The organism is Rhodophyticola sp. CCM32 (genome assembly GCF_004751985.1).
Taxonomy (GTDB): domain Bacteria; phylum Pseudomonadota; class Alphaproteobacteria; order Rhodobacterales; family Rhodobacteraceae; genus Rhodophyticola.
In genome coordinates, this window is sequence record NZ_CP038492.1 from 1829804 (window position 1) to 1856462 (window position 26659).

Here is a 26659-nt window from a genome sequence, read left to right on the forward strand (position 1 = left end):
TTGAATCACAAATACCCTGCCACGCTTCGCGTTCCCAGGGTATTTGTGATGCGCGATGTCTCAGGGTTAAGGCAGGGTACTCTAAAGTGCTATAGTGAAAGGCTGGAGCAGAATAAACGATTTCGCTATAGATGCACCGCATAACCTGATTGCCGGAATTCTGCAGAATTCCGAACGGGAAAACTCAAGTTTTCCCTGCCGTTTTCCTTGAGGAAAACGCCTTAAGCGCCGGGTTTTGTAACCTCACACCAACAGCGCAAAAACCCCGTGGCAACGCGGCGCAAGGAGAGCTCCCGAAGGGGGGGCGACGCGCGCTGCTCCACCATCCGTCAGCCTGTTCCCGCCCCCCGGGCCGTGGGGTGAACCTGCTCTGATGCATCCTGTCCGACCACCCGGCGATGGCGCGCCAGAAACAGCTTGCCCCAGCCCGACATCGTCCCGGTTCCGGGGCCGAGGCATCGGTGATATAGCGCATCCGCCAATGCTGCGGCAGCGGCAGGCCGCAACTCTCTGCCTCCGCCAGCATCCAGACCAGGGGAATATTCGCCAGGGGCCGCGCCCGTAGACGCCCGCCCAATTGCCCGCCGATATCGCCATGGGCCCCGCGAAACCACATCTGCTGGACCTGCCCCGGCTCCTGCTCCGGCCCGGCCGTCCACAGAACCGGGGCATAGACATCCCGCGTCTCATCCAGGGCCAGCGCATGGCGCGCCACCCGGGTGGAGGGGCCCAGCGCATCACTGTGATAGGGGTGGGGCTTGCCCATGATCCGCCAGATCACAGGCCAGCGCAGACCCAAAGCACGCACCGTGTCATAGACCCCAGAAACGCGATCTCGACCCGGGCATGGCACAGGCTGGCCTTCAACGCTGCGGCGCGCGGGCCATCGGGGTCGGACCGGTAATGCTCATACACCCGGGTCAGCGTCTCTTCCTCGACCTGGGCCGCGCGCAGCAACCCCATCCTGTCGATCAGCCCCGCCAGAGAACGGACCGCATAGGCCCCGCGCGAAAACCCCATCAGAACGATCCTGTCGCCAGGCTGGTAATTCCGGGCCAGAAACAGATAGGCACGCTTGATCTGCCGGTTGATGCCGATACCCGCCAGCACCTCCAGCGCCCGCCGGTACCCGCGCCACTGAATCCCCGGATCGTAATACAGCGTCACATGTGCCGAGGGGCCAAGCTCGGACAGCAGGCGATAGGTCAGCCCGATATTCGTCTCCCAGCCCCGTCTCAGGCTCGACATGGTGCCGTCAAGCAGGACCACATGACATTGCGGCACACGCGCATCCCTGCGCGGCGGCGGGGCGGCGGCACGAAACCCTTTCAGGCGGGCCCAGAGACGGCTATTCTGCCGCAACGGCCCCTTCAGCCTCCTGAAGCATCGCCCAGACCCGTAGCGGCGTGAACGGCATATCGGCCTGGCGGATGCCCAGCGGCCAAAGCGCATCCTGCACCCCGTTGGCCACAGCCGCCAGCGCCCCTACGGTTCCGGCCTCGCCACAGCCTTTCATCCCAAGCGGATTGGCGGTGGAAGGCACGGATTCCGCGTGGAAGGCAATGAACGGCATCGTATCGGCGCGCGGCATGCCGTAATCCATGAAACTCGCGGTCAGAAGCTGCCCGTCCGCGTCATAGACCACATGTTCGGTGATCGCCTGACCGATCCCCTGGGCCACACCGCCATGCACCTGCCCCTCGGCCAGCATCGGGTTCATCAGCGTGCCGAAATCATCCACCACCGTGTAGCGGGCCACCTCTGTCACGCCGGTCTCCCGGTCGATCTCCACCTCGGCGATATGACAGCCGTTGGGATAGGACCGGCCCGGCAATTTCGTGGTCTCTTCGGCTACGCAAAGCGCCTCCTGCCCGTCGTCACGGGCGGCCTCTGCCGCCTCCAGCAGGGTCACAACCGTGTTTGACCCCGGCGCGCGAAACACACCTTCCTCCGCATCGAAACTGATATCCGTCACATCCAGCATCGCCTCCACAAACGGCACCAGCCCGGCGATCAGCGCCGTACCCGTGGCGCGCAGCGCGGTGCCCTGCGTGGTGACCGAACGGCTGCCCCCGGTGCCGCCGCCATTGGCGATCAGATCACTGTCGCCCTGCACGATCTCGATGCTTTCAATCGGCAACCCGGTCTGGTCATGCACAAACTGGGCATAGACCGTTTCATGCCCCTGCCCGTTTGACTGCGTGCCCACATAGACCCGGGCCCCGGTCCCGGTAAGCTCGATCCGGGCGGTCTCGCTCGGGTCTCCGAGAATGCTTTCGATGTAATAGCACACCCCAAGCCCGCGCAGCTTGCCGCCTGCCTCGCTGGCGGCCCTGCGCCCGGCAAACCCGGCCAGATCCGCCTCGGCCTCGGCGCGGGTCAGAACCCGGTCAAACTCCCCTACATCGTAAAGCTCCCCCGAGGCGGTTCGGTAGGGGAACTGACCGGGCTGGATGAAACTCCGCCGCCGCAATTCCAGCGGGTCGAGACCCAGCTCGCGCGCCGCGTAATCCATCGCGCGTTCCAGGGTATAGATCGCCTCGGGCCGACCGGCCCCGCGATAGGCATCCACCTGGGTCGTGTTGGTATAGATACCGCGATTGTTCATGAACACGGCCTGCACATCATAGACGCCGGTCAGCACACGGGAAAACAACTGGCTTTGGATCGGTTGCGCGAATTGTGAGTTATAGGCCCCCAGATTCGACAGCGAGGACATGCGATAGGCGGTCATCCGGTAGTCTGCGTCAAAGCCCAGCTCGGCCACGCAGACCAGATCGCGCCCGCCATTATCGCTGAGCATCGCCTCGGTCCGTTCCGACATCCAGCGCACCGGGCGGCCCAGATGGCGCGCGGCATGGGCCACCATAAAGGTTTCGGGGTAATCCATCCCCTTCATGCCGAACCCGCCGCCCACATCGGGCGTGGTCACACGCACATCCCCCGGTTCCAGCCCGAACCAACTGGCAAGTGCAGCCTTGGTGCCCCAGACCCCCTGCCCGTTCACCGCAAGATGCAGCCGGTCGCCATCGGGTTCCGCATAGCAGCCGCGCGGTTCCAGACTGTTGACGATGATCCGGTTATCGCCGATCTCGAACCGGACCCGATGGGCCGCGCCCTCAAGGGCGGTTTCGGTCGCATCCTCATCGCCCAGCACCCAGTCATAGGCCAGATTACCCGGCGCCTCGGGATGCAGGTCCGCCCCGCCGGGGCAAAGCGCCATATGCGGCTCCAGCGTATCGAAATCGAAACCGATCATCTCTGCCGCGTCTTTCGCCTCGGCCAGCGTATCGGCCACGACAAAGGCCACCGCCTCACCCACGAACCGCACCCGGCCCGCCGCCAGAATCGGCCGCACCGGGGCCGCGCCGTCTGACCCGTCCCGGTTCTTGACCGTGGAAAACTTCATTGCATTGGCCAGCCCCGCCGCCACCAGATCACCCGCGCCCAGCACCAGATGCACCCCCGGCGCCTGGCGCGCCTCATCCAACTCAAGCTCGGTGATCTCTCCATGGGCCACGGGGCTGCGCAGCACATAACCATAAAGCGCGCCCTCTGGCACCACATCATCAATATACCGGCCATGGCCGGTCAGCAGGCGGGTATCCTCCAACCGGCGCACCGGCTGGCTGGTTCCGAATTTGGTCATGGGGTATGTCCTCACAGCAAACTGCCTTGATGGGAGAGATTAGCGGCCCCTGCGCCAGTGTCCAGAGGCCGCAAACGGGGATCAAGGCTTGGCCTTTCCCGCCCGCTTCGCTAGATGATCCCGGACACGAGAAAACCCCAAGGGTACAAGGCGATGGAAAAGACATTCGACGCAGCCACAGCCGAGCCGCGCATCTACGCGGAATGGGAAGCCAAAGGCGCGTTCAAAGCCGGCGCAAACGCGTCGCGGGATGAAACCTTCTGCATCATGATCCCGCCGCCCAATGTGAACGGGTCGCTGCATGTGGGGCACGCCTTCAACAACACGTTGCAGGATATCCTGACCCGCTGGCACCGGATGCGCGGCTTTGACACGCTCTGGCAGCCCGGGCAGGACCATGCGGGTATCGCGCTGCAACTGGCGGTTGAAAAGGAACTCGCCCAGTCCAATCGCCGCCGGACAGATATGTCACGCGACGAATTTCTTGAGATCGCATGGGCGTATAAGGAACGCACCGCCAATGGCATCATCGGCCAGCTCAAGCGGCTTGGGGCGTCCTGCGACTGGTCGCGCAACGCCTTTACGATGGCGGGCGCACCGGGGGAAAAACGCGCGGGCCACGAGACTTCGCCGAATTTCCATGATGCGGTGATCAAGACCTTCGTCGAGTTCCATGACAAGGGCTATATCTATCGCGGCAACCGTCTGGTGAACTGGGACCCACATTTTGAATCGGCCATTTCCGATCTGGAAGTCGAACAGATCGAGAAAGACGGTCATATGTGGCGTCTGCGCTATGCGCTGGAGGATGGCGAAAGCTATGATCACCCAATCGCTTTTGACGATGACGGCAACATCACCGAAACCGAGACCCGCGAATACCTGACTGTCGCCACCACCCGCCCCGAAACCATGCTGGGGGATACCGGTGTGGCCGTCCACCCCGATGACCCGCGCTATGCCCATCTGATCGGCAAACATGTGATCCTGCCGATCACCGGGCGGCGTATCCCGATTGTCGCCGATGCCTATGCCGACCCGGAAAAGGGCACCGGTGCGGTGAAAATCACCCCGGCCCATGATTTCAACGACTGGGATGTGGGCCAGCGCGCGGGCCTGCGGGTGATCAATGTGATGGACACCAGGGCCGCGATGGCGCTGCGCGACAATCGCGATTTCGCAAAAGACTGCCCGGCAGAGATGATCGCTGCGGCCGTTGAGCGGCTGGACGGCGCCGACCGTTATGAGGCCCGCGATGCGATTGTCACCTGGGCCGGGGATGACGGCTGGCTCGACGGGATCGACGCGGACCGGCACATGGTGCCCCATGGCGACCGCTCCAAAACCGCGGTGGAGCCGTTCCTGACCGATCAATGGTTCGTGGACACCGCGAAAATCGTCGGACCGGCGCTGGAAGCGGTGCGGGACGGGCGCACCAACATCATGCCCGAGCAGCACCGGAAGGTCTATATCCACTGGCTGGAGAATATCCAGCCCTGGACCATTTCACGGCAGCTTTGGTGGGGGCATCAGATTCCGGTTTGGTATGATGGATTGGGCAACGAGTTTTGTGCGCCAACCGTTCTTGAAGCATACGAGAAAGCGGTAACTTTTCACGAGCGGCAAAGCAACGAACGAAGCCTGAAAGACGAGGTGGAAGAAGCCTACACTATGGTCAAGCTTGCGGATGGCGACAATGACGCTGTCTCTGACGATCATCTCGGTAAGCTCACCCGCGACCCCGACGTCCTCGACACCTGGTTTTCCTCGGGGCTCTGGCCCATCGGCACCCTTGGCTGGCCCGAGCAAACGCCTGAACTGGAACGCTATTTCCCGACTTCCACCCTCATTACAGCTTTCGACATCATCTTTTTCTGGGTCGCCCGGATGATGATGATGCAGCTTGCCGTGGTGGACGAAGTCCCATTCAAAGATGTCTATGTCCACGCCCTTGTCCGCGATGAAAAGGGCCGGAAAATGTCGAAATCCGTCGGCAATGTCCTTGACCCGCTCGACCTGATCGACAGCTATGGCGCCGACGCGCTGCGCTTCACCATGGCGTCCATGGCCGCCATGGGGCGCGATGTGAAACTTTCCGATGACCGGGTCGCGGGGTATCGCAATTTCGGCACCAAATTGTGGAACGCTGCCCGCTTTGCCGAGATGAATGACTGCAAGCCCGTTGCCGGTTTCGACCCCGCCAGCGTCACCCAGACGGTCAATAAATGGATCGTGGGCGAAATCGCGCGGGCTCGCGTTGCCCATGATGAGGCCTTGACCGCTTATCGGTTCAACGACGCGGCGGGCGGGCTTTACGCCACAACCTGGGGCCGGGTCTGTGACTGGTATCTGGAATTTGCCAAACCGCTTTTTGCCAGCGGCGACGAGGCTGTGATGGCTGAGACCCGCGCCACCATGGCCTGGGTGATCGACCAGTGCCTGATCCTGCTGCACCCGGTGATGCCGTTTATCACCGAGGAGCTTTGGGGTCAGATCGCCGCGCGGGACAAGATGCTGATCCACGCGGACTGGCCCGAATACGGGGCGGAACTGATCGACGCAGAGGCAGCGCGCGAAATCACCTGGGTCATTGCCGTGATCGAGGAAATCCGTTCAATCCGCATGCAGATGCATGTGCCCGCCGGTCTGAAAGTGCCGCTGTTGCAGGCGGAACTGGATGCGCGCGGGCAAGCCGCCTGGAACCGCAATGCCGCGATTATCCAGCGGATCGCGCGGGTTGACAGTGTGACACCGGTTGAAACCCTGCCGAAAGGCGCTGTGACGGTCGCGGTTGAGGGCGGCGTTTTCGGCCTGCCGATTGCTGATCTGATCGACGTTGCCGAAGAAAAGGCCCGGCTTGAGAAAGTGCTGGGCAAGCTTGCCAAGGAGTTGGGCGGGCTGCGCGGACGGCTGAACAACCCGAAATTCGCCGCAAGCGCGCCGCCCGAAGTGGTCGAGGAAACCCGCAGCAATCTGGCCGCCCGCGAAGCGGAAGAAGGCAAGATCAGGGATGCGCTGACCCGGCTGGCAGAGCTTGCCTGAAAGGCTTGCACTCTGCCCCGGTTTCCGCTTTTCCTGCGCCCCATGACCGGACCGCGCTATACCAGACTCGTCGAAACCCTGCCCGCCTCGGTGCCCTTTGTCGGCCCCGAAACCCAGGAACGCAGCCGCAAGGCCCGGTTTGCCGCCCGGCTGGGCGCGAATGAAAGCGTGTTCGGCCCCGCGCCTTCGGTCCTGCGGGCCATTTCCGCTGCGGCGCCGGATGCCTGGATGTATGGCGACCCGGAAGCCTTTGATCTGCGCCAGGCGCTGGCCCGGCATCATGGGGTGGCGATGGAAAATATCCTTGTGGGTGAAGGGATTGACGGGATTCTGGGCTATCTCGCCCGGTTGCTGATCGCCCCCGGCGATGCGGTGGTGACCTCTGCCGGGGCCTATCCGACCTTCACCTATCATGTGGCGGGTTTTGGCGGCGTCCTGCACGCGGTGCCCTATCAGGGCGATCATGAAAACCCCGAGGCGCTGATCACCCGCGCCCGCGAGGCGCGCGCAAAGCTGATCTATCTCGCCAATCCGGACAACCCGATGGGAAGCTGGCACAGCGCCGACACCCTGCAGGCGATGATTGACGCCCTGCCCGAGGGCTGCCTGCTGGCGCTGGACGAAGCCTATGTGGATACCGCCCCGGACGGCACTGCGCCGCCGCTGGATATGGATGACGGTCGCGTCATAAGGCTGCGCACCTTTTCAAAGGCTTACGGGCTTGCCGGGATGCGCGTGGGCTATGCCCTGGCAGAGGCGGATCTGATCACCGGTTTCAACAAGATCCGCAATCATTTCGGTGTCGGCCGGGTGGCACAGGCCGCCGCTTTGGCCGCATTGGCCGATCAGGACTATCTGAACGCAACCCGCACGCGGATCGGTCAGGCCCGCGCCAGGATCGACCGGATCGCGCGGGATAACGGGCTGATCCCCCTGCCCTCGGCCACAAATTTCGTCACCATCGACTGCGGCGCTGACGGCGATTTCGCCAAGGCGGTGGTGGCCGCCCTGCTGGCCCGTGGCATATTCGTGCGGATGCCCTTCACCCCGCCGCAGGATCGCTGCATCCGCGTGTCCTGCGGACCCGAGGCCGATCTGGCCTTGTTCGAAGCCGCCTTGCCAGAGGCGTTGACCGAAGCGGGGCGGAGCGCCTGACCCTAAGCGTCAGCCCCTGCGATCACCTCGGTCGCGGCTGCCAACCCGCTTGCCTCATGGGGGATTTGCAAGGCGGCCATGCCGGCCTGCAGGCTGCCCAAAACACCCAGAACCATCTGCGCATTCACATGGCCCATATGGCCGATGCGAAAGAAATCATCCGGCGCATGATCCATGCCAAGCGGAATACCAAGGGTCACACCGGCCTGTTCAGACATCCATGCACGCATCTGCGCCCCCTGGCCACCGCCCATATTGACCGTGGTCACCGCATGGCTGCGCCGGGCTGCATCGGCGATATTCAGACGCAAATGCCCGCCCTGCCCCCAGGTGTCAAACGCGGTCCAGACCGCACGGGCCAGCGTGGCGTGGCGGGCCCAGACCTGTTTTAACCCTTCCTCTTTCAGGATCATGTCCAGCGCCACGCGCAGCCCATAGATATGATGGGTCGGCGCCGTGCCGCAGAAATAGCGATAGAAGACATCCGGGTCGATGCGCGGGCGCCAATCCCAATAGGGCGTGACCAGACCGGCCTTGTCACGGGCAGCATCGGCTTTGGCATTGAAATAGACAAAGCTCATCCCCGGCGGGGTCATCAGGCCCTTCTGGCTGCCGGTGACCATCAGATCGACACCCCAGTCATCCATGTGAAACTCATCACAGCCAAGGCAGGCGATATTGTCCGAGAAAAGCAGCGCCGGATGTTCCGCCGCATCCAGCGTGCGGCGCAGGGCCGGAATGTCATTTTTGACAGAGCTTGCAGTATCGACCTGCACCGCCAGCACCGCCTTGATTTTATGATCCTTATCCGCTGCAAGCGCCTCTGCCACCTGATCCATATCAATGGCGGATGCATGCCCGAAATCAATGATTTCGGCGGTGATGCCAAGCGCTGTGGCCATCTCACCCCAGCCAAGGCAGAACCGCCCGGTGGCAAGGATCAGGATTGTATCACCGCGCGACAGCGTGTTGGTCAGTGCGGCCTCCCACGCGCCATGGCCATTGGCGATATACATCGCCACATTATGGCCGGTATCAGCCACAGTTTTGAGGTCGGGCACAATGCCCGCAACCATATCTATCAACTCACCGGTATAGATATTGGGCGCGGGGCGATGCATCGCCTGCAACACACGGTCGGGCATGACCGAAGGGCCGGGAATGGCGAGGTAATGGCGACCGTTGGCGAGACTCATAATCAGGTATTCCTTTCACAGGTGAAACAGAGGTAAATCGGGGAATGCGCCCGGTCAATCGGGCGGACCGGTCCTGACAGGGCCCGGGTCATGATTAGCTGTGATTTCAAACATCAGGAGCGGTGATATGCCCGGTGAAAAGGCGACAGACCGGACAGTGCTGAAAATCGGCGGGACCGACCGGGGGCATTTTCTGCATGGTCTGGTGACCAATGACCTGAAGCCCGCGGGCGAGGGGCTGGCCTATGCCGCCCTGCTGACACCGCAGGGGAAATATCTGGCTGATTTTTTCCTTCTGGATCAGGGGGATCACATCCTTCTGGACGTCAAGGCCGAGATCGCGCCAAAGCTGGCGCCGCGGTTGATGATGTATAAATTGCGCGCCGATGTGACGATTGAAGACAGCGGCACAGATGTGGTGCGGGGGCTGGGAAAACTGCCGGATGGGGCCTGGGCGGACCCGCGCGACCCGGCCCTTGGCTGGCGTGGATATGGCCTGACGGCGGAAGACACCGGGCCGCCGGTCGACTGGGATGCGCTGCGCGTCGCCCATATGATCCCCGAGACGGGCGTTGAACTGGTGCCGGAGGAAAGTTTCATTCTGGAGATGGGGTTTGACCGGCTGTCCGGCGTGGATCATCGCAAAGGCTGCTATGTGGGTCAGGAAGTGACCGCCCGGATGAAACACAAGACCGTATTGCGCAAGGGTCTGGCACAGGTGGAGATCGACGGATCGGCCCCATTGGGCACCGAGATCATGGCGGGGGAGCGCCCGGCAGGCAGGCTTTACACGCAATCGGGCGCACGCGCGCTGACCTATCTGCGGTTTGACCGGGCGGGGGGGAGATGACCGCCGGGGAGGCGCGGCTGATCTGGCCGGGCGCACAGGGATAAACCAGAGGGGCGGAAAACCCGCGTTTTCCTTGTGGAATTCCTGAGAATTCCACCTCCTCAGATCAGAAGCGAGGCAGCACCCTCATGGCGCAGCAGCGCCACCTTGGTTTCCACCCCGCCCGCGCCTGAAAACCCGGTCAGCCCTTTGGCCCCCATGACCCTGTGGCAGGGGATCAGAACCGGGATCGGATTGCTACCGCAGGCCTGCCCCACGGATTGCGCGGACTGGCCCAGATCGGCGGCAATCTCTCCATAGGTGCGGGTATAGCCAAAGGGGATCTGCGCAATGGCGTCACAGACCGCGACTTGAAAGGCCGAGCCTCTGGGGGCCATCGGCACGGTGAATTCGGTCAGATCGCCTGCGAAATAGGCCTCAAGCTCGGTCACCGCCTGATGTAGAACCGGTGTCTTTGCCGCCCCTTCCCCGGCCCTCCAATTGACGGCGGTGATAGCGCCGTCCTCTTCGGTCAGGGTCAGCTCGCCGACGGGGGTTTCGACGCTTGCATGGGCCTGCATCGGTTACTCCGCAGTATCCAGCTTGTCCTGGGTCCGTGTCTCGAAATCGCTGGCATCATGGCGTTCATGAAGCTGCATCTCGGGTTCACCGAAGGCGCGGTTCACCATCCGCCCGCGCTGCACTGCGGGGCGCGCGTCGATCCGGGTCGCCCAATCCACCACATGGGTATAGCTGGCCACATCCAGAAACTCCGCCGCGTTGTAAAGACGGCCCAGAACCAGTTGCCCATACCAGGACCAGATCGCCATATCGGCGATGGTATAGGTGCCGCCCGCCATCCAGTCTTTGTCCGCCAGATGGCGGTTCAGCACATCAAGCTGGCGTTTGGTTTCCATCGCGAAACGGTCAATCGGGTATTGCCATTTCTCGGGCGCATAGGCGTAGAAATGGCCGAAACCGCCGCCAAGATAGGGGGCCGATCCCATCTGCCAGAACAGCCAGGACAGCATTTCGGGCCGGGCGTTGGCATCGGTCAGAAAGGCGCCGTGTTTCTCGGCCAGATAAAGCAGGATCGCACCGGATTCGAAAATCCGTGTGGGCGGTGTGGTGGAATGATCCATCAGCGCGGGGATTTTGGAATTCGGGTTGGCATCGACAAAGCCGCTGCTGAACTGTTCGCCTTCGGTGATGTTGATCAGCCAGGCGTCATATTCGGCATCCGTGTGACCGGCGGCCAGCAATTCCTCCAGCAGCACCGTCACCTTCACCCCGTTGGGTGTGGCCAGTGAATAAAGCTGCAACGGATGCTCGCCCAGGGGCCGGTCCTTGTCATGGGTCGGCCCGGCGATGGGGCGGTTGATCGCGGCAAATTCACCACCGTTGGAGGCGTCCCATGTCCAGACGGCGGGGGGGTATAGGTCTCACTCATCGGCGCAGGTCCTTCGCGTTGAAGCAATGTCACAGGGTGATAGCGCGCTTCGGATCGAAACCAAAGGCGCAGGGTCCTGTGCAGGAATGCACCCTTGAAATCCGCCCTGTTCACACATGGTTGAAACGCGGCCCCGGAAGGCCGCGTTCCGGGCTAACCCAGGGCCGTACTGCAGCGGCCACAAACGCCCGGATGCGCGTGGCGGCCCACATCGGGCAGGATTTTCCAGCAGCGCTGGCATTTCTGACCCTCCGCCGGTTCGAACACCACACCGATCCCCTCAGCCTCGGGCAGGCGGAAGGCCTCGGCCGGGGCCGGATCGCCGGTCAGCGTCAGGTCAGAGGTGATGGTGATATCCTCGAACGCGACCGAGTGCAGCACATCACGCATGTCTGCATCGCGGATATGGACCACCGGGGCAGCCTCAAGCGAGGCACCGATCACCTTGTCCTGACGTTGGATTTCAAGGGCCGCGGTGACAACCCGGCGGGCGGTGCGGATTTTGCTCCATTTGGCCGCCAGTGCCTCATCATGCCAGTCCGTGGGCGTTTCCGGGATATCGGTCAGATGCACGCTGCTATCCTCGCCGGGGAAGCGTTCCAGCCAGACCTCTTCCATGGTGAAGACCAGAACCGGGGCCAGCCATGTGGTCAGCCGGTGGAACAGGATATCCAGAACCGTGCGTGCCGCACGCCTGCGCAGCGTGTCACCATCGCAATAAAGCGCATCCTTGCGGATGTCGAAATAGAAGGCGCTGAGATCGGTGGTGGCAAAGGTGAAAACCGCCTGGAACACGCCCTGAAAATCATATGTGGCATAGCCGTCGCGCACCACCTGATCCAGTTCGGCCAGCCGGTGCAGCACCCAGCGTTCCAGCTCGGGCATCTGGGAAGGGTCCAGCCGGTCGGCCTCGGTGAAATCGGCAAGGCTGCCCAGCATGAACCGCATCGTGTTGCGCAGGCGGCGATAGCTGTCAGCCACACCTTTCAGGATTTCCGGCCCGATCCGGTGGTCATGCACATAATCGGTCTGCGCCACCCAAAGCCGCAGGATATCGGCGCCATATTGCCTGACGACCTCCTCGGGCACGATGGTGTTGCCCAGGCTCTTGGACATTTTCATGCCCTTTTCATCCAGCGTGAAAGCATGGGTCACCACCGCGCGATAGGGCGCGCGCCCCTTGGTGCCGCAGGCCTGCAGCATCGAGGAATGGAACCAGCCGCGATGCTGGTCGGTGCCTTCCAGATAGACATCGGCAATACCGTCTTCGGACCCGTCCTTGCGATCCCGCAGCACAAAGGCATGGGTGGAGCCGCTGTCGAACCAGACATCAAGGATATCAAAAACCTGCTCATACTCCCCGGCATCGTGATTCTGGCCCAAAAACCGCTCTTTCGCCCCGTCCTGATACCAGGCATCGGCGCCTTCTTCCTCGAACGCGGCGAGGATGCGGGCATTGACCGCCGGATCGCGCAGCAGGAAATCCGCATCTGTCGGCCTGGCGCCTTTCCTCACGAAACAGGTGAGCGGCACGCCCCAGGCGCGCTGCCGCGAGAGCACCCAGTCAGGGCGCGCCTCGATCATGCTGTGAAGCCGGTTGCGCCCGGTTTTCGGGGTCCATGTCACCAGTTGATCGATCGAGGTGAGCGCCCGCTCGCGGATCGTCTTGCCATAGGTATCCTGCCCGTCGCCGACCTCCTGGTCGATGGCAGCGAACCATTGCGGCGTGTTGCGATAGATCAGCGGCGCTTTCGACCGCCAGCTATGGGGGTAGCTGTGTTTCAGGCGGCCCCGGGCCAGCAGGGCCCCCATCTCGACCAGCTTGTCGATCACGGCGGTATTGGCATTGCCCTCCTTGCCATTGGGCTTGAGGATCAGCGCACCGCCGAAAAACGGCAGATCAGGCCGGAAAGAGCCATCTTCCAGCACGTTATAGGTCATCGGCAGCCCGTATCTGACGCCGATCTGATAATCATCATCGCCATGGCTGGGGGCGGTATGAACAAAGCCTGTGCCCGCCTCCTCGGTCACATGATCGCCGGGCAGAAGCGGCACATCGAAATCCCACTCCCCATCTGCGCCTTCGGCGCCACGCAGGGGATGGGCACAGGCCAGCGTCCCCAGTTCATCGGCAGTCACATCGCGCAGGCGGCGATACATGCCGTCATCCAGACGGGCCTGGGTGAAGATGCTTTCCGCCAGTGCATCGGCCATCAGATAGCGCCGGCCGATCCGGGCCCAGCATTCCTCGGGCCGGCCGGTGACTTCGTAAAGACCATAGGAAATATCAGGCCCGAAACAGATCGCCCGGTTCTGCGGCATGGTCCAGGCTGTGGTTGTCCAGATCACCACATGCGCGCCATCCAGATCGCCAAGCGGCTCCACCCGGCCCGGTGTCAGCCCCGCGCCGGTCACCAGCGGATCGGTGCGCGTGTCGCTGAGCACCGGGAACGTGACCCAGATCGTATGGCTTTGATGGTCGTGATATTCCACCTCGGCCTCGGCCAGGGCGGTCTTTTCCACCGGGCTCCACATCACCGGTTTCGAGCCCTGATAGAGGGTGCCGTTCATCAGGAAGGTCTGGAATTCCTCTGCAATCACCCGTTCGGCGTGAAAATCCATCGTCAGATAGGGGGTTTCCCATGTGCCGGTGACGCCAAGGCGTTTGAATTCCGCGCGCTGAACATCGACCCAACCGGCAGCGAAATCCCGGCATTCCTGACGGAATTCAACCACCGGCACCGCATCCTTGTCGCGGCCTTTCTGGCGGTATTTCTCTTCGATCTTCCATTCGATGGGCAGCCCGTGGCAATCCCATCCGGGGATATAGCGGGCATCGCGGCCCATCATCTGCTGGCTGCGCACAACCATGTCTTTCAGGATCTTGTTCAGCGCGTGCCCGATATGCAGATGGCCATTGGCATAGGGCGGCCCGTCATGGAGCGTGAACGGCTTGCGGCCTTCCGCCTTCTGGCGCAGCCTGTCATAGACGCCGATCCTTTCCCATCGCGCCAGCCAGTCAGGCTCACGTTTGGGCAGGCCCGCACGCATCGGGAAATCGGTTTTCGGCAGGTTCAGCGTGGCTTTGTAATCAGGGGTCTGATCGGGTGTATCGGCGCACATATCTGGCGTCCTTCATCTCGGATATTTTCGGAAATCTTGGGCGGTGCGATGGCTCAAACACCTTGTCCCGGCATCTCAAATCTCAGAGAGCCGGGTGTGTAATTCGAATGATGATGCGCAGCGTACGATATCTCATGGGCCGGGTTATAGGCCCGGTCTTCTGCGGGGTAAAGATACCGATCGCAGTGTGATGGAAACATGGGGAGGCAAGTGGCGCGGGTCTTGGTCTATACCGCAGGCGGGGCAATCCGGGCCATCGCCCGTTCACGCAGCACGATATAGAGCCCCGAGGCGATGGTCAGCAGAATGCCCACCGCCGCCAGCCCGTCCGGCAGATCCTGAAAGATCATCCAGCCGATCAGGGTGGCCACCGGAATCTCCAGATATTGCATCGGGGCCAGCGTGGCCGAGGGTGCAAAGCGCAGGCTCCATGTCATCAGCAGATGGCCGATCGCCCCCAGAACACCAACTGCCACCAGCAGCCAAAGCTCGGCACCTGCGGGCATCACCCAGCCGATCATCGGCGGCTGGCCCGGCCCCGGTGCGAAGATAAACAGCAGCAACAGGAACGGCAAAGCCATCAGCCCGGAAACCGCCTGAAGCGCCACCGGGTCGACCTCTTTGGCGATTGTCCGGGTGACCAGCATGAACAACGCGAATATCAGCGCCACGCCAAGTGGCAGCAGGGCGGGCGCGCCGATCTCGGCAAAGCTGGGCTGAACCACCATAAGCGTGCCGATGAACCCCACGGCGCAGGCGGCCAGCCGACGGGGGCCGACCTCCTCCCCCAGCGCGTATTTCCCGAGGATCAGCATGATGAACGGCATCACAAAGGCGATGGCCACCGCATCGGCCAGCGGAAGATAGCGCAGCGCGGTGAACATCAGGCCCATGCCAAAGACCTGCAGAAGCGCACGCATCCCTGCCAGCCGCACAACCCGCGCCGACGGGAAGAGGGAAACGCGCATCGCCAGCGCGATCGGCAGAAGCAGCCCGGCCTGCGCCCCGAACCGCACAAGGATCAACTGCAACAGCGGAAAGGTATCGCCAAGAACTTTCGCCAGCGCATCGGCCATCGGGATCACGGCGCAAAAGCCAAGCATCAGGGCGATGCCCAAAAGGGGTCTATCCGTATTCATGGGCCATGGCTGACATGTTTGCGCAGGAATGTCAGCGGGCAATCGCCCCGGGTGATGAGCCGCACGGGTCAGTCTTTCTGGCCGAACAACCCGGTCAGGGCCCGCCTGACCAATGTGGTCACACCTGGGCGGCGATTGTCGCCGAAGGGCAGCGGGCGACACACCTCCATCGCCGCAACACCGACCCGGGCGGTCAGCGCGCCATTGATCACACCCTCGCCAAAGCGGCGGGAGATCTTCGACAGGACCGACCCGCCCGCGACCGAGCCGATCATGTCATCGCCCACGGCCACAGCCCCGGTTGCCACCAGATGGGCCAGCACCGCGCGGGTCAGCCGCCAGGCGCCAAGCGTGCCGGACCGGCCGCCATAAATCTCGGCAATCCGGCGGATCATCCGCAGGTTCACCGTCAATGCCGTGACCACATCGGCCAGCGCAATCGGCACCAGCGCAGTGACCGTGGCCACCTGCCGGGCGGCGGCCTCCACCTCGCGCTGTGCGGCCAGATCAAGCGGGACCAGAAGCTCCGCCTCAACCAGCGCGAACAGGCTTTCCGCATCGAAAACATCGCCCATGCGGCGGTCCAGTGTCTCCCGCCCAAGGCGCAGCTCAGCCCGGCCCCTGTAAAGCGCCGAAAGCCGGGTTGCGACATCCCGCGCGGCGGTCAGATCACCGGTGCCAAGCGCGGCCTCCGCCTCGCCCCTGAGATGATCCAGACGGCCCAGACGTGAAAACGCCGCCGCCTCTTTCAGCGCGATCAGCAGAAGCGCCAGCAGAACCAGCCCCACCAGCCCGGTCGCGGCCCAGCCCAGGATCGGATTGGCGGCCAGAAGCCCGGTGACGAAACTCCAGGCTGTGACCGAGATCACAAAACCGAACAGCGCCAGCACTGCTGCCCAGAAAAACCGGGCCAGACGTGACGACCGGCGGGTGGCCAGAACCGCCATGGTCTGCATCGCCTGACCGCTGGCCACGGGCAGGCCCGTATCCGGCACCGGCGGCGCATTGCCCGGCCCCGGTTCCGGCGCCTCCTCCAGTTCGATCAGCACGGGGCCTTTGCGGTCGGTCATCGGCGGGTCCATTCCAGTTGCACATCCGGCAGGTTTTCATCATTCGCCGCGCCATCGGTCCGGGCAATCTCGGCAAACCCGTTGCGGGCATAAAACCGCCGCGCGGCGGCATTGGCCTGAAAGGTCCAGAGTTGCAGGCGGGGTTGCGCGGTTTTCGCATCCTCCAGCAATCGCGCGCCATGGCCCCGCCCGCGCGCCTCTGCTGACAGGTAGAGACAGGTGATCTCCTCCCCCGCCCGGGCCAGAAACCCCTGTGGCATCGCCCCGTCACACAGCACAATCACCGAAGTATCGGCAATCTGCCGGGTGAGAAAAGCCTCTGTCCCGGCATCCGAATGCAGGCGCGACATCCAAAGGGTTTCCGTGATCCAGCCGGTGAGAATCCGGGCCAGTTGGCTCGCATCATCTGGGGTGGCCGGGCGCAATGTCACAAGGGTCATCTGAGCTTGTCCCCCAGCAGAAAATCCGCCGCACTGTCCAGGCGGATATGGGGCGGCCCCTCCCCCGGTTTCAGCGCCAGTCGGGCGGGGGCGAAGCGCATCACGTCGAAATCAGCGTCCAGCCATGTGGCGTCGCCCTGGCGGGCGGGCACCAGCAGGGCCTTGGGGTCTTCGGGCAGATCCCCGGGATAGAAAGCCGCCTGTTTGCCACCCTCCAGCAGCGTGCCGCGCACCAGATCAACCTCTGCCCCGTCATGGGTCCGTGTCTCCTCCACCGTGGCCCTGAGGGCGGCAATGGCCATGGCGCGGGTTTGGGCGCCCGCGAAATCGGCACGGTCGCGGGCATCGCGGACCAGCGCATCCATGATCGCGGTCAGTTTCGGGTGCTGGGAATGGTGCAGATGATCCGCCTTGGTGGCGGCAAAGAGAATCCGGTCGATCCGCCGCCCCATCAAGGCGGTCAGAAACCGGTTCCGGCCCGGGCGGAACGCGCCCAGAATATGCGCCATCGTGCGACGTAAATCCTCCACCGCCGGGGGGCCGGAATGAATCGCTCCAAGCGCATCGACCAGCACGATCTGCCGGTCCAGCCGGGCAAAATGATTGCGGAAGAAGGGTTTGACCACCTGCGATTTATAGGCCTCGTAGCGGCGGGCGAATTCGCGGGCAAGCGAGCCGCGCGGCGCCGCCGATGGCGGCAGCGGCGCAAAGGTCAGCACCGGGCTGCCCTCCAATTCGCCGGGCAGCAGGAACCGGCCCGGCGTGTAATCGGAAAACCCCGCCGCGCGCGCAGTGGTCAGATACTCCGTATAGGCCTTTGCCAGGGCCTGTGCGCGGGGTTCCTGCAACCGGGCGGCGGGGTCCAGCCCGGCAAGGCAGGCCAGATAACCCGCGCCGCCGGGGCGGGTTTTGGCCTGTGCCAGCGCATCGGCGGCCCATTGGTCATAGCTTTGATCCAGCACCGCCAGATCCAGCAGCCATTCCCCGGGGTAATCCACGATATCCAGATGCACGGTACGCGGCCCGGACAGGCCCGACAGCAACCCGGTGGGCTGCACCCGCAGCGACAGGCGCAGTTCTGAAACCTGCCTTGTGCTTTCGGGCCAGAATGGTGCCGGGCCGGTCAGTGCTGCCAGATGGGTTTCAAACTCGAACCGTGGCACCGTATCATCGGGCTGCGGTTGCAGGAACGCGGCCTGAATACGACCCGATTGCGCCGCCGCAAGCCCGGGCATCCGCCCCCGGTCCAGCAGATTGGCCACCAGCGCGGTGATGAAAACGGTCTTGCCCGCACGGCTGAGCCCGGTGACACCCAGACGGATCACCGGATCCAGAAAGCTCTCGGCCACGGTGGAGGTGACGCCCTCGATCCCCCGGCCCAGAGTGTCCGCTATTGTTCCGATGACCACTGCCTGTCTGCCCTTCCTGTGCCTCGATCACAAAGAATAAACATTGCGGGGGGCGGTTTACAGGGCTGATTGCACGGACCCGCAGATTGGGGTAGCGGACACCATGCCCCGCTATGCCCTGAAACTGGAATATAATGGCGCGCCTTTTGCCGGATGGCAGCGCCAGACCGACTGCACCACCGTGCAGGGCGCGGTTGAGGCCGCACTTGCCCGGCTGGAAGACAATGTGCCCACCATTGCGGCGGCCGGGCGCACCGATGCGGGCGTGCATGCCACCGGTCAGGTGGCCCATTGCGACATGGCCCGCGACTGGACCCCGTTTCGCCTGTCAGAGGCGCTGAACTACCATCTGAAACCCCTGCCGGTCGCGGTGCTGGCCTGCGCAAGGGTAGAGGATGACTGGCATGCCCGGTTCTCGGCGGTGGAACGGCGCTATCTGTACCGCATCATCAACCGTCGCGCCCCCCTGGTTCATGCGGCAGGGCAGGCCTGGCATCTGCGCGGCCGTCTGGCTGTGGAACCCATGCAGGAGGCCGCCGGGCATCTGATCGGAAAACATGATTTCACCACGTTCCGGGCAACGATCTGTCAGGCCAGAAGCCCGGTCAAAACCCTTGATGCGCTGGAGATTGTCAAGGTGCCACAGGATCACGGAGCAGAGCTTCAGATGCGCCTCAGGGCCCGGTCGTTTCTGCATTCGCAGGTCCGCTCGATCATCGGTTCGCTTGAGCGGGTCGGCTCCGGCGGCTGGGAACCTGCGGATATGAAAACCGCGCTGGAGGCCGCCGACCGCGCCGCCTGCGGGCCCGTGGCGCCGCCCGACGGGCTTTACCTCACAGGTGTCACATACCCTGATGACCCGTTTGAAAGCAGCCCCGCATGACCCCGGATATTCCCTTTGTCAAAGAACTGGTGCTGATTGGCGGCGGCCATACCCATGCGCTGGTTCTGCGGGCCTGGGCGATGAAACCGGTGCCCGGCGCACGGCTGACGCTGATCAACCCCGGCCCCACGGCACCCTATTCCGGTATGTTGCCGGGCCATGTGGCCGGCCATTATGGCCATGAGGATTTGCAGATTGATCTGGTGCAACTGGCCCGTTTCGCCGGGGCAAGGCTGATCCTCGGCGCTGCCACCGGGCTGGACCGGGAGGCCCGTCAGGTGAGTGTTGCCGGGCGCGCCGCCCCCATCGCCTATGACATATTGTCAATTGATGTGGGGGTGACCTCGGCCATGCCCGCCCTGCCCGGGTTTACCGAATTTGCCGTGCCCGCCAAACCACTTGACCGGTTTGCAGGCGCCTGGGCGCAATTCTGTGCCGAGGCGCCCGCATCACCTGCGGTCACCGTGATCGGCGGCGGTGTGGCGGGGGTGGAACTGGCCATGGCCGCGCATCATCGGCTGACCGGGATGGGCTGCACGCCCGAAATACGGATTGTCGAGCGGGTCGAGGCCCTGACCGCGGTGCCGCCGAAAAGCCGCGCCAGGCTGATCGCAACCCTGGCCGAAAGCGGCATCCCCCTGATCGAAAACATCGACGTAGCGAAGGTGACGCGCGATGCCCTGCATCTGAGCGATGGCACCACATTGCCCAGTCATTTCACAATCGGCACCGCCGGGGCCCGGCCCCATGGATGGGTCGCTGATCTGGGGCTGGAAACCGAAGATGGGTATATCACGGTGGATGCGCAGCTTCGCTCCCTCACCGATCCGGCCATCTATGCGGTGGGCGATTGTGCCCATATGGGGTTTGCGCCGCGCCCCAAGGCCGGTGTCTTCGCCGTGCGCGCCGCCCCGGTGCTGACCCATAACCTGCGCGCGGCCCTGACCGGCGGCACATCGCAGGCATTCAAGCCGCAAAAGGATTATCTGAAACTGGTCTCACTTGGCGGGAAATCCGCCCTGGCCGAGAAACAGGGCATTGCCCTGTCAGGCCCGCTTATGTGGCGCTGGAAAGACCGGATCGACCGCTCTTTCATGAACCGGTTCAAAGGGTTGATCCCGATGCCTGCCCCCACCCCACCGAAAGGCGCGGCAACGGGGGTGGCCGCAGAATTGCAAGGGCCCGCCCCCTGCGGCGCCTGCGGGGCCAAGCTGGGGCGCAAAGCCCTGACCCGGGCGCTTGACACCCTGCCCCAGGGCCTGCGCGGTGATGTGCTCACCCGCCCGGGGGATGACGCGGCAGTGCTGTCCGTGGCGGGCACCCCGCTTGTGCTGACCACCGATCATCTGCGCGCTTTCAGCGCTGATCCGGGCCTGCTGGCCCGGGTTGCGGCGATCCATGCCATGGGCGATGTCTGGGCCATGGGCGCCCGCCCGCAGGCCGCCCTGGCCAGCATCACCCTACCGCGAATGACCGCCGCCATGCAGGCCGCATGGTTGTCAGAGATCATGACCGAGGCCGGCGCGGTCTTCGCCGCCGAAGGGGTTGAGATTGTCGGCGGCCATTCCGCACAGGGCGCAGAGCTGAGCATCGGTTTCACCCTGACCGGCCTGCCCGAGGCCACGCCTGTGACCCTTGTCGGGGCCAAACCCGGCGATGCCCTGCTGCTGACCCGGCCCCTGGGCACCGGTGTGATCCTCGCCGCCGAGATGGCGCTGGCGGCACAAGGCGCCGATGTGGCCAGGGCCTGGGCACAGATGTCCCGGCCCCAGGGCGATGCAGCCCTGCGACTGGCCCCTGTGGCGCATGCGATGACCGATGTTACCGGGTTCGGGCTGGCGGGGCATCTGATCGGCCTCTGCACAGCCTCCAACCTCTCGGCCCGGATCACCCTGGCCGATCTGCCGGTCCTCCCCGGGGCCGAAGCGCTGATCAGGCAAGGCCAGCACGCCACCCTTGAGGAGGAGAACCGGACCGCCCTGGCCGGGCAGATCACCGGCGATGCAAATGACCCGCGTCATGCACTTGTCTTCGATCCGCAAACATCCGGCGGGTTTCTGGCGGCCCTGCCTGCCGGTCAGGCCGCTGAGGCCTGCGCCGATCTCCGCAAGGCAGGCCATGAGGCTGCGATTATCGGAACGCTGGCTGAGGGCGCACCGCACATCACCCTGATTTAGAGCGAAATCGTTTTAATCTGCACCATCGCTCATCAAAATTCACGTTCGAGATCAGTAGCTTGCTGACCCGGAGGCAGAGAATTTTGAGCCAGACTAAACGATTTCTGCTCTAGACCTGCCTCAGGCGGGCAGCCAGTCGATCTGCCAACACCTCCCGTGCCGTCTCATCCAGATTGTCGGTTTCGAACCGGTCAATGATCTGTGTCGTATCCGCAGCCCGCGCCCGGGTATAGGCCGGGTCGTAATGCCCCTTGATCAGCCCCGCCGCCAGCGCCTGTAACTGCCCCTCCTGCGCCAGTGCGATCCAGTGATCAACCTGCTCATGGCCCGCCAGAGGGCGCAGATGATCCAGCCGGGCGGTCAAGCACGGCAGATCGCTGGCATAACCCGCATAGATCTCTGCCAGATAACGCGCACGGGCCGCTACGGGGGCCGCCACCACCAGACGCGGCGCCGCCCGCATCCCCGCCCAAAGCGAGGGCGGCAGACGCAGGGCGCCGATCCGGCTCGATTCCGCCTCGACCAGCAGAACCCGGTTCTGATCCGCAGCGCAAACCGCCTGCGCCAAGGCGGATTCAAAGGCTTTCTGGGACGGTTGCGGGCCTGCCATCTCCCCCAGAATGGACCCGCGATGCCCCGCCAAGCCTTCCAGATCAACCACCTGCACACCGCGCGCGGCCAGACGAGCCAGCAGATCGGTCTTTGCACTGCCCGTATTGCCGTCCAGCCGGATCAGCCGGTGGGCAAGCGGCTGATCATAAAGCATCTCAACAACCTGCCGCCGATAGCTCCGGTAACCGCCCTCCAGCACCTCGACCCGCCAGCCGATCTGCCGCAGGATCGTGGCAAAAGAGCCTGACCGCTGCCCGCCCCGCCAGCAATAGACCAGCGGGTGCCAGCCACCCTCCTGCCCCATCAGCGCGTTTTCCACATGGGCCGCCACATTGCGCGCCACCAAAGCCGCCCCGATCTTGCGCGCGGCAAACGGGCTGTCCCTTGTATAGATCGTCCCGACGCGCGCCCGCTCCACATCGCTGAGAACCGGCATGTTCACCGCGCCCGGCACATGGTCGAGGGCAAATTCCGCCGGGCTGCGCACGTCGATCACCGCATCAAACCCGCCCGCATATTTCAGAAATGCCGCCAGACCCACATCGCCCCTTCTCTATCTTCCAAATACTTACCACAACCGCGCCACAAGCCCCCGACGCTCAGGCCCGCATGTCACGGATGCCACGCGCGACGTCGCAAAAACAATGCCGCGAAGCGGCTCAATCTGGTCAGATATCCATCCCATGCATCTTGCGGAACCGCTGGATCAGGCTGGACGTGTCCCACCGCCCGCCGCCAAGCTGCTGCACCTCGGCATAGAACTGATCAACCAGAGAGGTCACCGGCAGGCTCAGCCCCATTTCCTTGCCCTGGGCCAAAGCGATCCCCAGATCCTTGCGCATCCAGTCAACCGCGAACCCGTGGTTGAACTCATTGTCCACCATGGTTGCGGCCCGGTTCGCCAATTGCCAGGAACCGCCCGCCCCCTGTGACACCAGATCGGCCACTTTTTTCGGGTCCAGCCCGGCCTCCATCGCAAAGAACAATCCTTCGGAAATCCCCTGTATCGCACCGGCGATGCAGATCTGGTTGATCATCTTGGTCAATTGACCGGCCCCGACCTCACCAAAATGCACAATGGCCTTGGCATAGGCCGCCATCACCGGCTCTGCGCTGGCAAATGCTGCGGCCTCGCCGCCGCACATGATCGCCAATTGCCCGTTTTCGGCCCCGGCCTGCCCGCCGGATACCGGGGCGTCCACCCAGGCGACCTCCCCTTTTGCCGCCTGAGCTGCAAGCTCCCGGGTCACTGTTGCAGACACCGTGGTGTGATCCACATAGACCGCGCCCGGGGCCATACCGGCCAGCGCCCCGTCTTCGCCCAGAACCACGGCGCGCAGGTCATCGTCATTGCCGACACAGGACATCACGAACTCCGCCCCCGCCACCGTTGCGCGCGGGCTGGGCGCAAAACCACCGCCATGCGTGGCCGCCCATGCCTCGGCCTTCGCCTCTGTCCGGTTATACACCGTCACATCATGGCCTGCGGCCTGCAAATGCCCCGCCATCGGGGCGCCCATGACACCCAGACCCAGAAACGCCAGTTTTGCCATCATCCTATCCCTTCAAGCGGCTTGTTACACGGCCAGAGACCTAATGCCTCAAACGGGTCTCCGGCAATAGCAACCGGCATCGCCACATATCCGGGCAGATCAGGCCCTGCGCCCGGGAAATTGCGTCACAGCAACGCCTTCCGTCTCCAGCGCCGCGCGGACCGAGCGGGCAATCTCCACCGCTTCGGGGGTGTCCCCATGCAGGCAGATCGTGTCGATGGCCGCCGGAATTTCCCGGCCGCTGCCGGTGATGATCGCGCCTGCCTTGACCATGGAAGCGATGCGCGGCCCCGCAATCGCGGCATCATGGATCACCGCGCCGGGCTGGGACCGGTCCACCAGGGTTGCATCCTCGTTATAGGCCCGGTCGGCGAAAATCTCACCGGCCCAGGCACAGCCAAGCGCGCGCGCGGCCTGTTCCTGAGCGGTGGCCGCCAGAACCATGATGATGATATCCGGGTCCACCGACAGCCCCGCATCATAGCAGGCCCGCGCCAGTTCCCCGTCTTCCGAGGTCATGTTGCCAAGCGCCCCATGCAATTTCAGATGCCGTATTTTTCCCCCTGCCGCTGTCGCCATTGCCTGCGCCGCGCCAAGCTGGAAACGGATGAAATTGGCCAATGTCTTATGGGGCAGATGCATGCGCCGCCGGCCAAAGCCCTGAAGGTCGGGAAACCCCGGATGGGCGCCGATGCCCACCCGGTTTTCCACCGCAATCGCCATGGTTTCGGCCATCACATCGGGGTCGCCCGCATGGGCCCCGCAGGCGACATTGGCCGATGTGATAATCTGCAAAAGCTCCGCATCCCGGCCCATGACCCAGGGGCCGAAGCTTTCGCCCATATCCGCATTCAGATCGACGCTCAGGCTCATTGATGCTCCTCCTCATGGCCGGAAACGGCCCCGTCACTCAGGTGATAGCGCAACAGATCGGGAATGTCGCGCGGGTCGCGCACCAATGGCCGGATGTGGGAGCGCACCCCCTTGCGCAAAGCCAGATCGGCCCGTTCCGCCGCCAGCCCCTCCTCTGCCGTGATGAAGTGCAGATGCAGGGGAACACCCGGCGGGGTCTGCGCCGCACGGGGCAGATCAGAGGGCAGCACCGTCGCAATCCGGGGATACCCGCCCATGGTCTGGCATTCGGCCATCAGGATCACCGGCACCCCGTCACCGGTGATCTGGATATCGCCGGGCACAATCACCTCGGAGACAACGGTCAACGCCCCTTCAAGCGCAAACCCCTGCCCCTCGAAACCCAGCCTGAGCGCCATACGGTTCGATCTTGGATCCCGGTGAAACGCGGTTGTTTCCAGCCGGGTCCGGGTTGCCTCATCAAAAAAACCGGTCTGAACCGAGGGCAGAAGGCGCAACACCCCGCCTGCACACCGGTCGGCCACATCCAGGATCATACCGGTCGGCCCGCCCGCATCATCGCCAATGGGCAGATGACTGCCCGGCGCAACCGCGCCGCCAAGCCCGGCATTCAACTGCACGGCCCGGGACCCAAGCCACCCTTCGGTCTCGAACCCGCCGCCCACATGCAGATACCCGGCCGCCCCCTGCACCACGCCACCGATAGACAGTTTCGCGCCCGCAGGGACCATGTGGCTGGCATTCCAGATCAGCGGGGCGCCATCCAGACTGGCCTTCATCGGCGCGCCGGTGAGCGCAATACGGGTGGCGGCGCTGGCCTCGAACACACCGCCCATGCCGACCATTTCCAGCACCGCCATTTCCGGGGCCTGACCCAGCAGTGCCGCCCCTTCGTAAAGCGCCATCCGGTCCATCGCCCCACCGCGCGAAAGGCCCTGCACCAGATGCCTGGGGCGCCCGAGGTCCTGAACCGTGACACCGGGCCCGGCACTGTGGATGATCAGCACACTCATCCGATCACCTCCACCCCGGCACCACCATCAAGCGCGCCGGGGTCCTCCAGCAATCGTTCCACATGGGCGCGATCGGTTTCGACAAACTGCACCTCGTCACCGGGGGTCAGCGGAAAAGGATCGGCACTGTCAGGCCGGAAATTATGGAAAGCTGTCTGCCCCACATGGCGCCACCCCGTGGGTGAGGGGCGCGAGAACAAAACACATTGCCGGATCGCCTGGATCATCGCGCCGGCGGGCACCATCGGGTTCAACTCGGCCCGGCGCGGCAGGTTCCAGTTTTCGGGCAATTCCCCCAGATAGGGCTGCCCCGGCGCGAACCCCACGGTCAGAACCCGCAAACGGGCCGAGGAAAGCTGCGTGATCGCCTCGGCCTCCGAAACCCCGGCAGCCTCGGCTGCGGCGGGCAGATCAGGGGCCAGATCGGTGCCATAGACCGTGGGCACCCGGAACAGACGCCGCCCCTCGGGCAAAGGTGCTGCATACCAGTCCCGACTGGCCATCACCTCGGAAAGCTGCGCCTTCAACCGCGTATGGTCAGCAGTCAGCGGGTCAATCCTGAGAAAGACCGAGACCAGAGAAGGGGCGGTTTCCTCCACCCCCGGCCAATCCTGCCGATCCACGGCGGCGCGAAAGGCGAGCGCGGCGCGGTTTGCCGCCTCGCTGAACACATCCGCGAAACTGACCAGCAGACCGGTCAGGCCCACGGTGCGGATCACAGGCCAGGTTTCAGGGGGCACGGGTGGCATCACATCCTTGATCTGCGCGGGGCTGGAGGGGCACGACCCCTGTGATACCGCGCGATGGCAGTGCTGCCAATGGGCCAATCAACCGGGGCCGGTTCGCCGGGCGGGTCAGGGAAGGTCAGGGTCACACGGCACCCTGTCGCATGTCCCGAAAACCTGCCTATAGCGTTTCGAATTTATATTGAGACGGTGTAACGGCTTTCGCGTTTGAGCCAAAGGCGAAAGACAGCGAAAGGCGTTTCAACAGTAAGTCGAAACGCTTTAACAAAAGCCGCCTCACCCGATATCGGCGCGCCCCGG

At 63.8% G+C, this 26659-nt stretch carries 19 protein-coding genes and 2 pseudogenes; 5 read left to right on the forward strand and 16 right to left on the reverse strand.

Translation table 11 applies throughout. From position 1 onward, the window contains the following. Positions 1-184: 184 nt before the first annotated feature. Genes E2K80_RS19795 through E2K80_RS08970 form a run of 3 tightly spaced genes read right to left on the reverse strand, consistent with a single transcriptional unit; the run spans position 185 to position 3649 of the window. A complete protein-coding gene (locus tag E2K80_RS19795) occupies positions 185-808 on the reverse strand; it encodes a phospholipase effector Tle1 domain-containing protein (protein ID WP_274379259.1) in 624 nt (207 codons plus the stop codon). Next, the gene (locus E2K80_RS19800) at positions 778-1362 is read right to left on the reverse strand and encodes a phospholipase effector Tle1 domain-containing protein (RefSeq protein WP_274379260.1); all 585 of its coding nucleotides are present in this window, start codon (positions 1360-1362) and stop codon (positions 778-780) included. Before E2K80_RS19800 ends, E2K80_RS19795 begins: the two co-directional genes overlap by 31 nt. Next, complete coding sequence (locus E2K80_RS08970) at positions 1349-3649, reverse strand: xanthine dehydrogenase family protein molybdopterin-binding subunit (protein WP_135374699.1); 2301 nt, start codon at positions 3647-3649, stop codon at positions 1349-1351. Before E2K80_RS08970 ends, E2K80_RS19800 begins: the two co-directional genes overlap by 14 nt. 153 nt (positions 3650-3802) lie before the next feature. On the opposite strand from E2K80_RS08970, the gene E2K80_RS08975 reads away from it, so the two are divergent. Both E2K80_RS08975 and E2K80_RS08980 read left to right on the forward strand, forming a co-directional pair. After that, complete coding sequence (locus E2K80_RS08975) at positions 3803-6691, forward strand: valine--tRNA ligase (RefSeq protein ID WP_135374701.1); 2889 nt, start codon at positions 3803-3805, stop codon at positions 6689-6691. A 42-nt stretch (positions 6692-6733) separates the two neighbouring features. Beyond that, the gene (locus tag E2K80_RS08980; RefSeq protein WP_135374703.1) at positions 6734-7846 is read left to right on the forward strand and encodes a pyridoxal phosphate-dependent aminotransferase; all 1113 of its coding nucleotides are present in this window, start codon (positions 6734-6736) and stop codon (positions 7844-7846) included. A 2-nt stretch (positions 7847-7848) separates the two neighbouring features. Here the strand turns inward: E2K80_RS08980 and E2K80_RS08985 are convergent, their stop codons facing one another. Continuing rightward, entirely contained in the window at positions 7849-9042 is a 1194-nt protein-coding gene (locus tag E2K80_RS08985; RefSeq protein ID WP_135374705.1) for a pyridoxal-phosphate-dependent aminotransferase family protein, read from the reverse strand. Between the two features lie 127 nt (positions 9043-9169). On the opposite strand from E2K80_RS08985, the pseudogene ygfZ reads away from it, so the two are divergent. Beyond that, positions 9170-9936 (forward strand): annotated as a pseudogene (gene ygfZ / locus E2K80_RS08990) (CAF17-like 4Fe-4S cluster assembly/insertion protein YgfZ). A 57-nt stretch (positions 9937-9993) separates the two neighbouring features. Here ygfZ and E2K80_RS08995 read toward each other — a convergent pair. The 7 genes and pseudogenes from E2K80_RS08995 to E2K80_RS09025 all read right to left on the reverse strand — a co-directional run bounded on the left by E2K80_RS08995 (position 9994) and on the right by E2K80_RS09025 (position 18502). Next, positions 9994-10452 carry a methylated-DNA--[protein]-cysteine S-methyltransferase gene (locus tag E2K80_RS08995; protein ID WP_135374709.1) on the reverse strand — a complete coding sequence of 153 codons (459 nt, stop codon included), beginning with the start codon at positions 10450-10452 and terminating at the stop codon, positions 9994-9996. Between the two features lie 3 nt (positions 10453-10455). After that, positions 10456-11304, reverse strand: a pseudogene (yghU, locus tag E2K80_RS09000) (glutathione-dependent disulfide-bond oxidoreductase); the annotation flags it as partial. 170 nt (positions 11305-11474) lie between these two features. Further along, positions 11475-14444 (reverse strand): isoleucine--tRNA ligase, encoded by a 2970-nt coding sequence (gene ileS / locus E2K80_RS09005; protein WP_135374711.1) that lies wholly within the window; start codon positions 14442-14444, stop codon positions 11475-11477. Positions 14445-14671: 227 nt separating this feature from the next. After that, on the reverse strand, positions 14672-15583 hold the full coding sequence (locus E2K80_RS09010) for a DMT family transporter (RefSeq protein WP_135374713.1): 912 nt from the start codon (positions 15581-15583) through the stop codon (positions 14672-14674). A 68-nt stretch (positions 15584-15651) separates the two neighbouring features. Next, entirely contained in the window at positions 15652-16653 is a 1002-nt protein-coding gene (locus tag E2K80_RS09015) for a YcjF family protein (RefSeq protein ID WP_135374714.1), read from the reverse strand. Further along, positions 16650-17093 (reverse strand): GNAT family N-acetyltransferase, encoded by a 444-nt coding sequence (locus E2K80_RS09020; protein WP_135374715.1) that lies wholly within the window; start codon positions 17091-17093, stop codon positions 16650-16652. Before E2K80_RS09020 ends, E2K80_RS09015 begins: the two co-directional genes overlap by 4 nt. Further along, a complete protein-coding gene (locus tag E2K80_RS09025) occupies positions 17090-18502 on the reverse strand; it encodes a YcjX family protein (RefSeq protein WP_135374716.1) in 1413 nt (470 codons plus the stop codon). The genes E2K80_RS09020 and E2K80_RS09025 overlap by 4 nt, the downstream gene beginning before the upstream one ends. A gap of 103 nt (positions 18503-18605) precedes the next feature. Between E2K80_RS09025 and truA the strand changes: the two genes are divergently transcribed. Both truA and selD read left to right on the forward strand, forming a co-directional pair. Continuing rightward, positions 18606-19385, forward strand: coding sequence for a tRNA pseudouridine(38-40) synthase TruA (truA, locus tag E2K80_RS09030; RefSeq protein WP_135374717.1), 780 nt, complete (start codon positions 18606-18608; stop codon positions 19383-19385). Then, positions 19382-21562 (forward strand): selenide, water dikinase SelD, encoded by a 2181-nt coding sequence (selD, locus tag E2K80_RS09035; RefSeq protein WP_135374718.1) that lies wholly within the window; start codon positions 19382-19384, stop codon positions 21560-21562. Before truA ends, selD begins: the two co-directional genes overlap by 4 nt. 109 nt (positions 21563-21671) lie before the next feature. Here selD and mnmH read toward each other — a convergent pair whose 3' ends face one another. From mnmH to E2K80_RS09060, 5 genes are all read right to left on the reverse strand, one after another. Then, positions 21672-22715 carry a tRNA 2-selenouridine(34) synthase MnmH gene (mnmH, locus tag E2K80_RS09040; RefSeq protein ID WP_135374719.1) on the reverse strand — a complete coding sequence of 348 codons (1044 nt, stop codon included), beginning with the start codon at positions 22713-22715 and terminating at the stop codon, positions 21672-21674. A gap of 127 nt (positions 22716-22842) precedes the next feature. Next, the gene (locus tag E2K80_RS09045; protein WP_135376543.1) at positions 22843-23727 is read right to left on the reverse strand and encodes an NAD(P)-dependent oxidoreductase; all 885 of its coding nucleotides are present in this window, start codon (positions 23725-23727) and stop codon (positions 22843-22845) included. Between the two features lie 99 nt (positions 23728-23826). Continuing rightward, entirely contained in the window at positions 23827-24600 is a 774-nt protein-coding gene (locus E2K80_RS09050; protein WP_135374720.1) for a LamB/YcsF family protein, read from the reverse strand. Further along, on the reverse strand, positions 24597-25613 hold the full coding sequence (locus tag E2K80_RS09055) for a biotin-dependent carboxyltransferase family protein (protein ID WP_135374721.1): 1017 nt from the start codon (positions 25611-25613) through the stop codon (positions 24597-24599). The genes E2K80_RS09050 and E2K80_RS09055 overlap by 4 nt, the downstream gene beginning before the upstream one ends. Further along, positions 25610-26362, reverse strand: coding sequence for a 5-oxoprolinase subunit B family protein (locus E2K80_RS09060; RefSeq protein ID WP_135374722.1), 753 nt, complete (start codon positions 26360-26362; stop codon positions 25610-25612). Before E2K80_RS09060 ends, E2K80_RS09055 begins: the two co-directional genes overlap by 4 nt. Positions 26363-26659 lie beyond the last annotated feature (297 nt).